At 73.7% G+C, this 14,847-nt stretch carries 13 protein-coding genes; 5 read left to right on the top strand and 8 right to left on the bottom strand.

What is annotated here, in order from left to right:
* Positions 1-12: 12 nt before the first annotated feature.
* The 5 genes from K7G61_RS08145 to K7G61_RS08125 form a co-directional block, all read right to left on the bottom strand.
* A complete protein-coding gene (locus K7G61_RS08145) occupies positions 13-366 on the bottom strand; it encodes a hypothetical protein (protein WP_225846002.1) in 354 nt (117 codons plus the stop codon).
* Positions 367-480: 114 nt separating this feature from the next.
* Positions 481-1,713 carry a 3-phosphoshikimate 1-carboxyvinyltransferase gene (gene aroA, locus K7G61_RS08140; RefSeq protein ID WP_225846001.1) on the bottom strand — a complete coding sequence of 411 codons (1,233 nt, stop codon included), beginning with the start codon at positions 1,711-1,713 and terminating at the stop codon, positions 481-483.
* 227 nt (positions 1,714-1,940) lie between these two features.
* The gene (locus tag K7G61_RS08135) at positions 1,941-2,564 is read right to left on the bottom strand and encodes a bifunctional 4-hydroxy-2-oxoglutarate aldolase/2-dehydro-3-deoxy-phosphogluconate aldolase (RefSeq protein WP_225846000.1); all 624 of its coding nucleotides are present in this window, start codon (positions 2,562-2,564) and stop codon (positions 1,941-1,943) included.
* Between the two features lie 222 nt (positions 2,565-2,786).
* Positions 2,787-3,608 carry an AIM24 family protein gene (locus K7G61_RS08130; protein WP_225845999.1) on the bottom strand — a complete coding sequence of 274 codons (822 nt, stop codon included), beginning with the start codon at positions 3,606-3,608 and terminating at the stop codon, positions 2,787-2,789.
* Between the two features lie 93 nt (positions 3,609-3,701).
* Positions 3,702-5,006: an ROK family transcriptional regulator gene (locus K7G61_RS08125; protein ID WP_225845998.1), complete on the bottom strand. Its 1,305-nt coding sequence runs from the start codon at positions 5,004-5,006 to the stop codon at positions 3,702-3,704.
* A gap of 186 nt (positions 5,007-5,192) precedes the next feature.
* Here K7G61_RS08125 and K7G61_RS08120 point away from each other — a divergent pair, with 186 nt between their 5' ends.
* Genes K7G61_RS08120 through K7G61_RS08105 form a run of 4 tightly spaced genes read left to right on the top strand, consistent with a single transcriptional unit; the run spans position 5,193 to position 9,785 of the window.
* Positions 5,193-6,527 carry a sugar ABC transporter substrate-binding protein gene (locus K7G61_RS08120; RefSeq protein ID WP_225845997.1) on the top strand — a complete coding sequence of 445 codons (1,335 nt, stop codon included), beginning with the start codon at positions 5,193-5,195 and terminating at the stop codon, positions 6,525-6,527.
* Between the two features lie 16 nt (positions 6,528-6,543).
* Positions 6,544-7,548 (top strand): carbohydrate ABC transporter permease, encoded by a 1,005-nt coding sequence (locus K7G61_RS08115; RefSeq protein WP_225845996.1) that lies wholly within the window; start codon positions 6,544-6,546, stop codon positions 7,546-7,548.
* The gene (locus K7G61_RS08110) at positions 7,541-8,410 is read left to right on the top strand and encodes a carbohydrate ABC transporter permease (protein WP_225845995.1); all 870 of its coding nucleotides are present in this window, start codon (positions 7,541-7,543) and stop codon (positions 8,408-8,410) included. The genes K7G61_RS08115 and K7G61_RS08110 overlap by 8 nt, the downstream gene beginning before the upstream one ends.
* Before the next feature lie 19 nt (positions 8,411-8,429).
* Positions 8,430-9,785 (top strand): GH1 family beta-glucosidase, encoded by a 1,356-nt coding sequence (locus K7G61_RS08105; RefSeq protein WP_225845994.1) that lies wholly within the window; start codon positions 8,430-8,432, stop codon positions 9,783-9,785.
* Positions 9,786-9,860: 75 nt separating this feature from the next.
* Here K7G61_RS08105 and allB read toward each other — a convergent pair whose 3' ends face one another.
* A complete protein-coding gene (gene allB, locus K7G61_RS08100) occupies positions 9,861-11,315 on the bottom strand; it encodes an allantoinase AllB (RefSeq protein ID WP_374204086.1) in 1,455 nt (484 codons plus the stop codon).
* A gap of 91 nt (positions 11,316-11,406) precedes the next feature.
* On the opposite strand from allB, the gene K7G61_RS08095 reads away from it, so the two are divergent.
* Positions 11,407-12,174: an IclR family transcriptional regulator gene (locus tag K7G61_RS08095; RefSeq protein ID WP_225845993.1), complete on the top strand. Its 768-nt coding sequence runs from the start codon at positions 11,407-11,409 to the stop codon at positions 12,172-12,174.
* 102 nt (positions 12,175-12,276) lie between these two features.
* Here K7G61_RS08095 and K7G61_RS08090 read toward each other — a convergent pair whose 3' ends face one another.
* Positions 12,277-12,633, bottom strand: coding sequence for a DUF5955 family protein (locus K7G61_RS08090; RefSeq protein WP_225845992.1), 357 nt, complete (start codon positions 12,631-12,633; stop codon positions 12,277-12,279).
* A gap of 200 nt (positions 12,634-12,833) precedes the next feature.
* Positions 12,834-14,807, bottom strand: coding sequence for a serine/threonine-protein kinase (locus tag K7G61_RS36360; RefSeq protein WP_308190604.1), 1,974 nt, complete (start codon positions 14,805-14,807; stop codon positions 12,834-12,836).
* Positions 14,808-14,847: the final 40 nt, after the last annotated feature.

Here is a 14,847-nt window from a genome sequence, read left to right as displayed (position 1 = left end):
CCGTATGCCCCGTCAGGACTCGGAGAAGACCACCGAGCGGAGCTTCAGCCGGGCCGAGGCGTGGCCGCCGTCCGGCCGCAGGGTGAAGTACGCGCCCTGGCAGTCGGGGTCGGTGAAGACGGTCGCCGTGGCCCCGGTGTCGTTGCGGGGCGTGTCGGCCGGTCCGCTCGCACTGGGGTCGGCGACCTCGGGGAGGGTGAGGCACACATGGCTCGGCGGGTCGGTGAGCGCCGAGGTGTGCGGGGTGCCGTCGAGACCGGTCCAGGAGTAGGAGAACGTGCCGTCCGCGGCGCGCGCGGATCCGGGCAGGACGAGTACGGCGGCGAGCGCGCACGCGGCGGCGACGGCGGTGTGACGGAAGCGCACGGGGTCCCTCTCACGTCCGGGAAGGTGAACGGGCGTCACCCTAGGACCGGACGAACCGGGCGAAACGATGCGGCGCGCCCGATGTCACTCCGTCGCGCGCCGCGGCTCACCCGGTCAGACCCCCCAGCGCGCCCGTACGCCGGCGAAGAACTCGTGGAAGCCGGGGAAGGTCTTCTTGACGCACGACGGGTCGTCCAGGGTCGTCCCCGGAGTGCGCAGGGCGGCGACGGAGAAGCTCATCGCGATGCGGTGGTCGCGGTGGCAGGCGATCTCCACGGGGGCCGGGGTGCCGGGGTGGACCTCGATCCAGTCGCGGCCGGTCTCGACACGGATGCCCTGGCGGCGGAGGTTCGCCGCGCATGCCTCCAGGCGGTCGCACTCCTTGACGCGGGTGTTGTAGACGTCCTCGATGCGGACGGGGCCGTCGGCGAAGGGGGCGATGGCCGCCAGCGTCGGCATCGTGTCGGAGATGTCGCGCATGTTCACGGTGACGCCCGACAGGCGGCCGGTGCCGGTCACCGTGGTGGACTCCCCGGTCGTCGTCACCTCGGCGCCCATGCGGCGCAGCACGTCGACGAACGCGAGGTCGCCCTGCAACGCCCCCGCGCCCAGGCCCGGGACGGTGGCGGTGCGCCCGGTGAGGGCGGCCGCGGCGAAGAAGTAGCTCGCGGTGGAGGCGTCGGGTTCGATCGGGTAGTCGGTGGCGGTGTAGCCGCCCGGCGGCACGGTGAAGGTGTCGCCGTCGCGGAACACCTGCGCCCCGAAGCGGCGCATCATCGCGAGGGTGATCTCGACGTAGGGCACGGAGACGATGCCCGTGACGCGGATCCGCAGGCCCTCGGCGGTCAGCGGGCCGGCCAGCAGCAGCGCGGTGAGGAACTGCGAGGACAGGCCCGCGTCGAGGTCGATCGCGCCGCCTTGGATGCGGTTCGCCCGGACCGTCAGGGGCAGGTGGCCCGGCGCACCCTCGTAGGTCAGGTCGACGCCCAGCGCGCGCAGCGCCTCGCCGAGCGGGCCGACCGGGCGGGCGCGCATCTGCTCCGAGGCGTCGAAGCGGAAGGTGCCGGTGCCGGCGGCGGCCAGGGCGGGCAGGAAGCGGGCGGCGGTGGCGGCGTCGCGGCAGTAGACCTCGGCGTGGCGGTGCGCGGGCCCTTCGGGGCGGCCCTCGATCGTCCAGGTGTCCGCGGTCCGCTCGACGGTGTAGCCGAGGGTGTGCAGGGCCTGCGCGAAGCCGTCGGTGTCGTCCGAGAGCAGGGGGTCGCGCAGAACGGTGGTGCCCTTGGCGGCCGCCGCGAGGAAGAGCGCTCGGGCTGTCACGGACTTCGAGCCGGGGACGGCCACGATCACGGTTCCTCCGCGGGGTCTTCGAGGGGACTTCGAGGGGACTTGGGGGGACTTCGGGGGGCTGCGAGGGTGCGATCCCCCGGCCCGCAGTCTATTGGGCGCCCGGACCCGCGCCGACACGCGCCGACCACGCGCCGGACCGGCCGGACGGCCACCGGCGGCCGGTGGATGCCGGGGCTTCACGGCGGGCCGACGCCCCGGGCCCGTCCGGCCGTCCGGCCGCTGCGCGTTCAGTCGCTGTCCGCAAGCCGGTCCAGGAGTTCGGTGAGCCGCTTGGTGACGGTTTCCCGGTCGCCGTCGGTGAGCGCGGAGCCCATGCCCACCGCGACGGCGCCCGCGGCGACCCAGTCGGCTGCGGCGGACAGCGTGATGCCGCCCATGGGCAGCATCGCGGCCTGCGGGATTATCGCCTTGACGTCGGCGACCCAGCCGGGGGTGTACGCGGTGGCCGGGTAGAGGGTCAGCGCGTCCGCCCCCAGCTCCATGGCGCGCACGGCCTCGGTCGGGGTGGCGACGCCGGGGAAGACGGGGACGCCGTAGCGGTGGCCGGTGCGCAGCACCTGCTCGTCGAGATTGGGCGAGAGCAGGAACCGCGCCCCGGCCTCGATGGCCAGCCGCGCGGAGACGCCGTCGAGTACGGTTCCGGCGCCGATCACCGCGTCGTCGCCCACCTCGCGGACCAGGGTGGTGACCGCCTCCAGGGCGAACGGCGTGGTGAGCGAGATCTCCAGGGTGGTCAGCCCGGCCGACAGCAGGGTGTCGGCGGTGGCCGCCGCCTGGTCGTAGCTCTGCGTGCGGATGGTGGCGAATACCCGCTGGGCCAGTGCGGCCCGGGTGATCTCCCAGCGGTACACGGCGGTGCGCCCACCTTCCGGTCGGTCCTGCGCGCGGGTCGTGCGCCGCCCGCCGATGCGATCAACGGTGCACGGGATCAGCACGCTACCCGCGGTGCCAGGCGGTAACGGTCCGGTACGCCGGAGCTGTCACCGCACCGTGACATGAGAGGAGCATGAGTCCCGTGGCGTGGGAGGCGCGGGGGAACCGCCGGCCCGGGTCCGCCCCGGGCTGGAGCATCCTTACCCCATGCCGGAGGAGAACAGGCCACCGGTCGGGCCTTGTTTGTCGCCGCCCTGGTGCTTCTGGAGCGCGTTGGACAGACCCTCGATGGTCATCGACTGCAGGATCACCTGTCCGTTGCCCTCCAGGGTGGCCAGCGACAGGCCCTCGCCGCCGAAGACGGCGTTCATGATGCCCTGGCGGTTGAGACCGCCGATGCGCTGCACGCCGTACTGGATGCCCTCCTCGAAAGCCACGATGCAGCCGGTGTCGACCTCGATCCGGCCGCCGAACTCCGCCGGGTTGAGGTCGATGAAGTTGCCCGCGCCGGCGATGATCACGGTGCCGTGGCCGGTGAACTTCTCCAGGATGAAGCCCTCGCCGCCGCTCATGCCCTGCCGGCCGCCGGCGAAGGCGATGCCGAACTGCACGGTGTCCTCCGCCGCGACGAAGGCGTCCTTCTCGGCGAACCAGGCACGCGATCCGGTCAGTTCCAGGGCACGCATCTCGCCGGGCAGCACCCCGGCGAAGCCGACCGTGCCCTCGCCGCCGGTGCAGGTGAAGTACTGGAAGGCCAGCGACTCGCCGGCCAGGGCGCGCTGGCCGACCTGCATCGCGGTGCCCATCGCCTGGCGCAGGAAGCCGCCCATGCCCCCGCCCGCGCCGCCGCCCTGCTGGCCGACACCGCCGGAGCGGGGGGCGCCGCCGAGCCGGGTCTCCATGGTCACGTTCGAGGTCTTGAACAGGAACTTGCCGGCCTCGCAGTACACCGTCTGGCCCGGCTGGAGGGTACAGACGGCCATCTGCATGGCGTTGCCGACGATCTGCTGCTGCAGGGTCACCGCGGGACTCCTCGGAAGGTCGTGCTCTCGGAGCGTCGAGCGCTCGGGTACGAAAGACGGTACGCGGCCCGGGCCGGGCCACGCACCGCCCCGTCAACGTACCGTTCGGGCGATCCGGTTCCGCAGGCCGTCCGGATTGTCGGGAACGTCACCATCGGGCGCGGGGGCCGGCACCCGTGGCGCGCGCTCGCCGCCCGTGTCCAGGAAGTGGGCCAGCGGGAGGGTGGCGGCGCCCACGGTGACCGCGTCGGCGCCGAGCCGGCCCAGTTCGATGGAGGTCTGGGCGCAGGGGTGGCGCAGCGCGTACTCGGCGGCGACCCGGCGGACCTCCGGCAGCAGGCGGGGGCCCAGCAGCAGTCCCGCCCAGCCGCCGATCACGATGCGCTGCGGGTTGAACAGGTTGATCAGGTCGGCGATGCCCGCACCCAGGAACCGCGCGGCCTCGGCGAGCAGGTCACGGGCGGCGGGGTCGTCGTCGGCCGCGGCGAGCAGCGCGGCCAGCGCGGACTCCTCGCTGGCCCCCTCGGGCGCGCCGTCCCAGCGGTCCAGCAGCGCCTCGGCGCCGACGTACGCCTCCAGGCAGCCGCGCGACCCGCAGCGGCACAGCCGGCCGCCGACCGCCAAGGTGGTGTGCCCCCACTCGCCGGCGCTGCTGGTGGAGCCGCGGTACGGCTGCCCGTCGGCGACCACGGCCGCGCCGACACCGGAGCCGAGGAGGGCGATGACGACGTTGCGGGCGCCGCGGCCGCCGCCGAACCACATCTCGGCCTGGCCGAGGGTCTTGGCGCCGTTGTCGATGTACAGCGGCAGGCAGGTGCCGGCCCGCAGCAGGCGGCCGAGCGGCACCGCGTCCCAGCCGATGGTCTGGCCGTGCACGACCACGCCGTCGCCCCGGCCGGGGGCGGACTCCTCCGGGTCGCCCTGCTCCACGATGCCGGGCACGCCGATGCCGACGCCCAGCACCTCGCTCTCGTCGACGCCGGCCTCGCGGACCACCGAGCCGATGCCGTCGAGGGCGAGGCGGACCACGTGGTCGACGTCGTGGCCGCTGTCGGACAGCGGCAGGTCGGCCGAGGCGCGCTCGGCCAGGGCCAGGTCGAACAGCTCGACCCGCACCCGGGTCTCGCCGACGTCGACCCCGATCACGTACCCGTGACGGGCCGCGACCCGGAGCAGGATGCGCGGGCGGCCGCCGTCGGACTCGACCGCGCCGGCCTCCTCGACCATGCCGTCGGCGATGAGCTCGCCGACCACGTTGCTGATCGACCCGGCGCTCAACCCGGTGTCCCGGCCCAGCTCCTGACGGCTGAGCGGGCCCTCGAAATACAAGTGCCGCAGAAGCGAGGCGCGGTTGCCGCGCCGCAGGTCACGCACGGTCCGCTTGACCCGCTCAGCCATCGTTGCTCCCTCTTGGTCCGCCCGCGGCGAATCTAGCGCTGCGCAAGGTCTTGACGCCACCTTTTCTCACAAGTTAAATCACGGCCTGAATTAAGCGCGGTCGCCTGTTCACTTCCTGAAGCGTCCCCAGGCGAGGCGGCACACCACAGCGGTCCCAGTTGATCCCACCCCTGAGAGGGAACCGGCATGCGCAATTCCACATCCAGCAGACTTCTCGCGGCCACCGCCCTCGTGGCCGCGCTCGGTCTGACGGTCGCCGGCTGCGGCGGCGGCAGTGGCAGCGACAACAGCGGCGGCGGCAGCGGTGCCAAGGGCACCACCATCACGTACTGGGCGTCGAACCAGGGCACCAGCCTGGACAACGACAAGCAGGTGCTCACCCCGGAACTGGACAAGTTCACCCGGGCGACCGGGATCAAGGTCAAGCTGGAGGTGATCGGCTGGGCCGACCTGCTCAACCGGATCCTGGCGGCCGCCACCTCCGGCCAGGGCCCCGACGTGCTCAACATCGGCAACACCTGGTCGGCCTCCCTCCAGGCCACCGGGGCGCTCATGCCGTGGGACGACGCCGCTTTCGGCCGGATCGGCGGCAAGGACAGGTTCGCCCCGGCCGCGATCGCCGCCGCGGGCGCGGCCGGCAAGGACCCCGCCGCTGTCCCGCTGTACTCGATGGCCTACGGCCTCTACTACAACAAGAAGATGTTCGCGGACGCCGGGATCGCGAACCCGCCGAAGACATGGGACGAGCTGGTCGCCGACGGCAAGAAGCTGACCAAGGACGGCCACTACGGCCTCGCGGTCGAGGGCAGCAACGGCGCGGAGAACATCCACCACGCCTTCGTGCTGGCCAAGCAGCGCGGCTCCGGCTGGTTCGACGCCTCGGGCAGGCCGACCTTCGACACACCGGCGAACGTGGCCGCGGTCAAGAGTTACGTCGACTTCATCGCCAAGGACGGGATCGCCGCCAAGGGCGACGCGGAGTACCAGCAGAACCAGACCATCACCGACTTCGCGACCGGCAAGGCCGCGATGATGATGTGGCAGTCCGCCGCGAGCTCCATCAAGGCGCACGGGATGACGCAGGACCAGTACGGCGTGGTGCCGGTGCCGACGCTGGTCGCGAACCCGACCGGGGACGCCGCCGTGACGTCGATGGTGGCCGGTATCAATGTCGGTGTCTTCAACGGCACCAAGCACAAGGACGCCGCCGTCCAGCTCGTGAAGTTCCTCACCAGCACGCCCGAGCAGAAGATCCTCAACGGGAAGTACGGCTCCATCCCGCCGGTCCGGGAGGCGCAGTCCGACCCCGCGTTCCAGACGCCGGACCTGAAGGTGCTGGCGAAGGTGCTGACCACCTCGGCCGCGCCGCTGCCGCAGGTGGCCGACGAGAGCCAGTTCGAGAACCTCGTCGGCCCTGCCGTCAAGGGTCTGTTCGCCGACGCGGCGGCGGGCAAGGACGTCACGGACGACACCGTCAAGGCCGCGCTGGACAAGGCGCAGCAGCAAATGCCCCCGTCCTGAGGAACGGCCCCTTCCCATGACTGCCACCGCCCCTCCCAGGCGCACACCCGAAGCCGGCCCCGGCCGCGGCACCGCCGCCGCCGGGCGCCGGCTCCGGCCGCGTCTCGTCGAACGCGTCCGCAAAGGCGGCCTGCCGTATCTTCTCCTGCTGCCCGCCCTGCTGGCGGAGTCGCTGATCCACATCGTGCCGATGGTCTTCGGCGTCGTCATCAGCTTCAAGAACCTCACGCTGTTCTGGATCCGCCGCTGGAGCGGCGCCCCCTGGGCCGGCCTGGGCAACTACCGCGCCGCGGTGCGGTTCCACCAGCCGATCGGCCAGGCGCTGCTGCACTCGTTCTGGGTGACCCTGGCCTACTCCCTGCTGTCGGTCGCCCTCTCCTGGCTGCTGGGGATCGCCGCGGCGGTCCTGCTGCAGGACGACTTCCGCGGCCGCGGCGTCCTGCGGGCGGTCTTCCTGGTGCCGTACGCGCTGCCCGCCTACGCGGCGCTGATCACCTGGGTGTTCATGTTCCAGCAGGACACCGGCCTGGTGAACCACGTCCTGCACGACCAGTTGCACGTCACCTCGGGCAAGTCGTTCTGGCTGATCGGCGACAACAGCTTCTGGGCCATGGTGATCGTATCGGTCTGGAAGTCCTGGCCGTTCGCCTTCCTGTCGCTGATGGCCGGACTGCAGAACATCCCGCGCGAGCTGTACGAGGCCGCCGCCATGGACGGCGCCGGCGTCTGGCAGCAGCTCAGGAGGATCACCCTGCCGGCGCTGCGGCCGGTGAACCAGGTGCTCGTGCTGGTGCTGTTCCTGTGGACGTTCAACGACTTCAACACGCCGTACGTGATGTTCGGCCAGTCGCCGCCGCGCCAGGCTGACCTGATCTCCATTCACATCTACCAGTCGTCGTTCGTCACCTGGAACTTCGGCTCGGGGTCGGCGATGTCCGTGCTCCTGCTGCTGTTCCTGCTGGTGGTGACGGCGGTCTACCTGCTGCTGACCTCGATGAGGCGGGGAGATGCCGATGCCTAGGTCCACCGAGCGGCGCTCGCCCATGGCGAAGCCGGCGTCCTTCCTGTGGACCCGGCGGATCGTGCTGACGCTGCTTCTGGTCTTCGCGCTCACGCCGGTCTACGTGATGCTCAGCTCCTCCCTGAAGAGCCTGTCCGACGTGCAGGGGTCCTTCCAGTGGGTACCGCACCGCCTCACCGTCCGGCCGTACGTCGACATCTGGCGGACCGTCCCGCTGGCGCACTACTTCATGAACTCGCTGATCGTGTCGGTGACCGCCACGGTGTTCTCGGTGGCGGTGGCGGTCTTCGCCGCCTACGCGGTCAGCAGGTACCGCTTCCCGGGCCGCAAGGTCTTCACGGTGACGGTGCTGTCGACCCAGATGTTCCCCGGCATCCTGTTCCTGCTGCCGCTGTACCTGATCTTCGTCAACATCGGCAACAGCACCGGGATCACCCTCAACGGCAGCCGGCTGGGCCTGATCATCACCTACCTCACCTTCTCGCTGCCCTTCTCCATCTGGATGCTGGCCGGCTACTTCGACTCGATCCCGCGCGACCTCGACGAGGCCGCGAAGGTGGACGGCTGCGGTCCGTTGGGCGCGCTGCTGCGGGTCGTGGTGCCGGCGGCCGTCCCGGGCATCGTCGCCGTGTGCGTGTACGCCTTCATGACCGCCTGGGGCGAGGTGCTCTTCGCCTCCGTCATGACGAACTCCGGCAGCCGCACCCTGGCGGTGGGCCTGCGGGAGTACGCCACCCAGAACGACGTGTACTGGAACCAGGTCATGGCCGCCTCGCTCGTGGTGAGCGTGCCGGTGGTCGCCGGATTCCTGCTCCTCCAGCGTTACCTCGTCGCCGGGCTGACCGCCGGCGCCGTCAAGTGACCCCACCGAAAGGCGACTTGTGAACGACCTGAGCGCGCTGCCCGCCGATTTCGTCTGGGGCGCGGCCACCGCCGCCTACCAGATCGAGGGCGCGGTGGACGAGGACGGCCGGGCCCCGTCCATCTGGGACACCTTCTCCCACACCCCCGGCAAGGTCGCGGGCGGCGACACCGGTGACGTCGCCTGCGACCACTACCACCGCTGGCCCGAGGACCTGGAGCTGATGAAGGCCCTGGGCCTGGACGCCTACCGCTTCTCCGTCGCCTGGCCGCGGATCCTCCCCGAAGGCTCAGGCGCGGTGAACGCGGCCGGGCTGGCCTTCTACGACCGCCTGGTCGACGCCCTGCTGGAGGCGGGCATCACCCCCAACGCGACGCTCTACCACTGGGACCTGCCGCAGGCCCAGCAGGACCGGGGCGGCTGGCCGGAGCGGGAGACGGCCGAGCGGTTCGGCGAGTACGCGGCCGTGGTGGCGGGCGCGCTGGGCGACCGGGTCAAGGACTGGGCCACGCTCAACGAGCCGCTGTGCTCGGCGTGGATCGGCCACCTGGAGGGCACCATGGCGCCGGGCTGGACCGACCTGACGGCCGCCGTCCGGGCCTCGTACCACCTGCACGTCGGGCACGGGCTGGCCGTGCGGGCGCTGCGCGCGGCCCACGGCGACCTGCGGATCGGCATCGTCAACAACCTCAGCCCGTGCGAGCCGGCCACCGGCGGCGAGGCGGACGTCGCGGCGGCCCGGCGCGCCGACGGGCACACCAACCGCTGGTGGCTGGACCCGATCCACGGGCGCGGCTACCCGCAGGACATGGTGGAACTGTACGGGGTGGACCTGCCGGTCAGGGACGGCGACCTGGAGGCCATCGCGGCGCCGCTGGACTGGCTGGGCCTGAACTACTACTTCCGGCAGGTCGTCGCCGACGACCCGGCGGGACCGGCCCCGTACGCCAGGGCGGTCCGCCTGCCCGGTGTGCGGCGCACCGCCATGGACTGGGAGATCCACGCGGCCGGCCTGGAGAAGCTGCTGGTCCGGCTCACCGAGGAGTACGGCGCCCGGCGCATCATGGTCACCGAGAACGGCTCCGCGTTCGACGACGTGGTGGGCGAGGACGGCCGGGTGGACGACCCCGAGCGGGTCGGGTACCTGGAGGAGCACCTGGCCGCGTGCGCCCGGGCGGCCGCGCGGGGTGTGCCGCTGGCCGGCTATTTCGCCTGGTCGCTGCTGGACAACTTCGAGTGGGCGTACGGCTACGACAAGCGGTTCGGCCTGGTGCACGTGGACTACCGGACCCAGAGGCGCACCGTCAAGAGCAGCGGTCGCCGGTACGCGGAGCTCGCCGCCGCCCACCGCCGCCGGGTGCGGCCCGCGGCCTGATCCGGCCCCGGGCCCGCGGCTCGGGGGCCCGCGGGCACGCCCGGAGTCCCGCCCGGCGCGGTGGCGCGCGAGCGCTCACCGGCCGTGCGGCCCGCTCCCGCCGGCCGGCCGTTCCAGGAGCCGGCCGGCGGGTTCCGGCGCCAGGACGCCGTTCTCGGCCACCAGGCGGCCGCGCAGGTAGGTGGCGCGCACCACCCCGCGAAGGGTGCGGCCCGCGTAGGCCGTCAGCGGATTGCGGTGGTGCAGCCGCGCCGGATCGACGGTGAAGGTCTCCTCGGGCGCGAGCACCGCGAAGTCGGCGTCCCGGCCCTCGGCGATGGCGCCCTTGCGGTCCAGGCCGGCCAGCCGGGCCGGTCCCGCCGACATCCAGCGGGCCACGTCGGCCAGGGTGTGGCCGCGCCGGCGCGCCTCGGTCCACACCGCGGGCAGGCCCAGTTGCAGCGACGAGATGCCGCCCCAGGCGTCGGCGAAGTCCCCGGTGTCCTTGCGCTTGAGGTCGGCGGTGGACGGCGAGTGGTCGGAGACCACGCTCTGCAGGGTGCCGTCGGCCAGCGCCCGCCACAGCGGTTCCCGGTTGGCGGCCTCCCGGATCGGCGGGCAGCACTTGAACTCCGTGGCCCCGTCCGGGATCTCCTCGGCGGTGAGGGTGAGGAAGTGCGGGCAGGTCTCGGCGGTGACGCGGACCCCCTCCCGCCGGGCCCGCCTGATCAGCGGGAGGGCGCCCGCCGACGACAGGTGCAGGATGTGCACCCGGGCGCCGAGCCGGGCGGCCGAGGCGATCAGGGCGGCGATGGCGGTGTCCTCAGCGGCGGCCGGGCGCGAGGCGAGGAAGTCGGCGTACTTCGGGCCGCCGCGCCGCGGGGCGCCGTCGATCAGCACCGGGTCCTCGGCGTGGACGATCAGCAGGCCGCCGAACGCGGCGAGTTCGGCCATGGCCGCCTCGACCTCGGCTGGGGTCAGGTGCGGGAACTCGTCCACCCCGGAGTGCAGCAGGAAGCACTTGAAGCCGAAGACACCCGCGTCGTGCAGCGGCCGCAGGTCCTCCAGGTTGCCCGGCACCGCACCGCCCCAGAAGCCGACGTCGGTGTGCACCCGGCCGCGCGCCGCCGCCCGCTTGGTCTCCAGGTGGGCGGTGGTGGTGGTCGGCGGGACGCTGTTGAGCGGCATGTCGACGAGGGTGGTGACGCCGCCGGCGGCCGCCGCCGCGGTGGCCGTGGCGAAGCCCTCCCACTCGGCGCGCCCGGGGTCGTTGACGTGGACGTGGGTGTCGACCAGGCCGGGCAGCAGGACGTCCTCGCCGAGGTCGGTCAGCCGCGCGCAGGCCGGGACGGGCGCGTCGTACGGCAGCACCGCCTCGATCGTGCCCCCGGCGACGGCGACCGCGGCGGGCCGCTCGCCGTCGGGGGTGACGACACGGGTCGAGCGCAGCACCTGGTCCGTCACCGTCGCGCCCTCCGGCTTCCCTGGCCCGTCCCCGCGGTTCAACGCCTTGTTGAAGGCCATGGTGGACAGGGCCCGGCGGGGCGTCAAGAGCGGTAGGATTCCACGAAGCGAAAAGCGTGTTCCGCGGCTGTGGCGTTCCGCGGGGCCGCACGACGGGTCGTGACAGGGGGAAACGCGGGTGTCCGGTGACCGAGCCGGGGGCGTCCAGTCACTGGAGCGCGCCTTCGACCTGCTGGAACGGATGGCGGACGCCGGCGGCGAGGTGGGGCTGAGCGAGCTGTCGGCCGGCAGCGGGCTGCCGGTGCCGACCATCCACCGGCTGATGCGCACGCTCCTGTCCTGCGGCTACGTCCGACAGCAGCCCAACCGGCGGTACGCGCTGGGCCCCCGGCTGATCCGGCTCGGCGAGAGCGCCTCCCGGCTGCTGGGCACCTGGGCCCGCCCGCACCTCGCGCGGCTCGTCGACGCGACCGGCGAGACCGCGAACATGGCGCTCCTCGACGGGGACGACGTGGTGTACGTGGCGCAGGTGCCCTCCCGGCACTCCATGCGGATGTTCACCGAGGTCGGCCGCCGGGTGCTGCCGCACTCCACGGGTGTGGGCAAGGCGCTGCTGGCCGGGCTGCCGCCGGGCGAGGTACGGGCGCTGCTGGAGCGTACCGGGATGCCGGCCGCCACCGGGCGCACCATCACCGACCCCGACGCGCTCCTGGAGGAGCTGGCGCGGATCCGGGCCCGCGGCTACGCGGCCGACGACGGCGAGCAGGAGGTGGGTGTGCGCTGCCTGGCGGTGTCCGTGCCGGACTCCCCCACGGCGGCGGCCATCTCGATCTCGGGCCCGGCGGGGCGGGTCACCGAGGCGGCCACCGGCACGATCGTCCCGGTGCTGCAGGAGGTGGCCCTCGCCCTGTCCAGGGCCCTGACCGCGCCGCGGACGGGACCGTGAGCGGGCCGGCGGAGCCGTGAGTGGGCCGGCGGAGCCGTGAGCGGGCCGGCGGAGCCGTGAGCGGGCCGCGCCGGCCCCGCGCCCGACGGTCCGCCCCCGCGCTCACTCCAGCGGCACCAGCACCTCCACCGCGTCGCGCACCGCGGCGAGCGGCTCGGCCAGCGCGCTGACCGAGCCGAGGGCGGCGACGACCAGCAGCAGGGAGCGCCGCACCCGTTCGGTGTCGATGAGCGAGTGCGACGCCTCGGCGGCCAGCGCCAGGCGGCGAAGCGCGCCCAGTTCGTCCTCGGCCACCGCGCGGTCGGGTAACCGGGACCGGTAGGCCGCCAGTTCGGCCTCCAGCCGGGCCACCGCCGACGCGAGCCGCGCTCCCGCCGCCGGCGTCCTCGGCACCGCGTCCCCCGCCGTCCGAGCGGCGGCACCGCTGCGGTCGTCGTCGAGCACCTGTGTCTCCCCCACCACGTACTCCCGCCTCGCCCTGCATTCGCGCACCCTGGAGCTACATCGTTCGAGTGACCCCGGGGGCGATCAGTAAACGCGCTTCCGTGCGCGGGCGCCACAGGCTCGTAGAAAATTGCGCTCAATCCGGTGCCGGGACGACGCCGGGGGCGACTTCCTGGGGATTCTTCAGGGGGATTCCTCAGGGGGATCAAGGACCCTCACTGATCGCTCTCGGCCCCGCGCCCCACGCCCCGCCAGACCGTCACGTCCACGGTCGCGTACGGGTGCGGCGCCCCCGGCTGACTGAGCTGACGGAACGCCACCAAGGAGGTCGTACCGTCCGCCGAGCGCACGCACATCCGCGTTCCGCCGGTCACCGCTCGCCTGGGCACGCCGGTGACCTGCGCGCCGCCCCCGTCCCGGCACGCGGCAAGTGTGCCCGGCAGGCCGGGGGCCAGCAGCGACAGCGTGCCGCGGTGGCCGTCCGAGACGAAGGCGTCGGCCTGGTCGGTGTACCCGAAGGTGCCGTCAAGGGCGCCGAGCAGCAAGTGCAGCCGGTCCGGCTCGACGCTCACGCTGTAGCCGGCGGGCACCGTGACTCCCAGGTACGAGACGCCGGCCGGGCTCCCGGGGCCGACCGGAGGCACCGCACCGGCCGTCGGCGGGATGTCGGTCACGGCTCCGTCCGGCCCGCCGGCCCCGGCGGCCGGTCCTGTCGCCGTGCCGCCGGCCGAACCGCCCGGTGACGCGGGGCCGGTGACCGTGGCGCTCCCGGCCGCCGTGGCCGGCCGCACGCCGCTCGCGTCCCGCCCGCCGCCGTCGAAACCGCCCGCGAGCGCCACGCCGGCCGTCACCGCGACCGCGAGCCCCGTCACGGCGGCGAACGCGCCGGTCGCCCTGCGGGTGCGGCGCGGCGGCAGCGGGATGTGCATGTGCATCTGCTGCAGGCGCGGCCAGTGCTGAGGGTGCCATACGGGCGCGGGCGGGTGCGGGGGCGGCGCGGGCGGCGATACGGGGGCCGCTCCCGGCGCGGGCACGGCCGGCGGCGGGAGGGCGACGGACGGGGCGGGCACGGCGGGCGGCGGAGGCGTGGCGGTCGGCGTCGCCGCGAGGATCGCGGCCATCAGGGCCGGCGGCAGCCACGGGTCGGTGCGCGGGCGCGTGGACTCGGGAGCCGCCTGGCCGCACATGGCCACGATCTGCGCGGGCGAGGGCCGCAGCGCGGGATCCTTGATCAGGCAGCGCGTGACGATCTCCCGCAGTTCGCCGGGCAGTTCCGACAGGTCCGGCTCGCCCTGCCGGACCCGGGCCGCCACGGTGTGCGCCGGGCCGTCCCCGAAGGGCGCGGCGCCGATGGAGGCGTAGGCGGCGAGTTGCCCGAGCGCGAAGACGTCGGTGGCGGGAACGGCGGGCCGGCCCGCGGCCTGCTCCGGCGCCAGGAAGACGGGCGAGCCGGGCGGCTGTTCGGCGTCGCCACCGGGCACGACGCGGCCACCGGGCACGACGCGGCCGCCTGCCCCGGTCCTGCCGTCCGCTTCGGGGCCGGCGTCGGCGTCGGGCCTGACGTCGGCTCCGGCGCCGTCCAGCCCGGTCCCGTCGGCCGGCACCGGGCGCGGCTCCGGCTCGGGCGTCGGCGCCTCGGGGGCCGTCGTGGTCAGCCCGCCGGCCGTCCCCGGCGGGCGGGCGATGCCGTAGTCCTTCAGGCGGGGACCGTCGGCGGCGAGCAGCACCTGGGAGGGGCGCAGGTCGCCGTGGACGACGCCGGCGTGGTGGATGTCGCGCAGGGCGCGGGCGATCCCGGCGACCAGCCGCAGGACGGCGCCGGTCGGCAGCGGGCCCGCGGCGGCGACGGCGGCGCGCAGGGAGACCGAGGGCACGTAAGTGCTCGCGATCCAGAACCGGTCCCCCTCCTTGCCGCTTCCGGTGACGGTCACCGCCCAGGGGCTGCGCACCCGCCCGGCGGCCTGTGCGTCCCGGTGGAAGCGGGCGGCGAAGCCGGGTTCCGCGGCCGAGCGGGAGCCGATGACGGTGAGCGCGACCGGCTGACCGCCGGGCGCGTGGGCGTAGTAGACGCGGCCCAGCGCGCCGTCGCCGAGCCGCGCGCCGATCCGGTGGCCGGACACCACGGCCGGATCGCCCTCGGAGAGCGGCTCGAAAGCCGGTCCCCGCGAGACCGGACCGGTGTGCGACACGCCCATCAGTCCCCGTTCGTCACCTGGAACCGCCGTACGC

It is taken from the genome of Streptomyces sp. HPF1205, from assembly GCF_020400825.1.
GTDB lineage: Bacteria > Actinomycetota > Actinomycetes > Streptomycetales > Streptomycetaceae > Actinacidiphila.
This window is presented reverse-complemented; position numbering and strand designations above follow the sequence as displayed.

Bases quoted from the DNA above. Each gene is read 5' to 3' on its own strand.
- K7G61_RS08125 (WP_225845998.1), bottom strand. From the start codon at position 5,006: ATGGCTGAGCGGGTCAAGCGGACCGTGCGTGACCTGCGGCGCGGCAAC.
- K7G61_RS08120 (WP_225845997.1), top strand. From the start codon at position 5,193: ATGCGCAATTCCACATCCAGCAGACTTCTCGCGGCCACCGCCCTCGTG.
- K7G61_RS08115 (WP_225845996.1), top strand. From the start codon at position 6,544: ATGACTGCCACCGCCCCTCCCAGGCGCACACCCGAAGCCGGCCCCGGC.
- K7G61_RS08110 (WP_225845995.1), top strand. From the start codon at position 7,541: ATGCCTAGGTCCACCGAGCGGCGCTCGCCCATGGCGAAGCCGGCGTCC.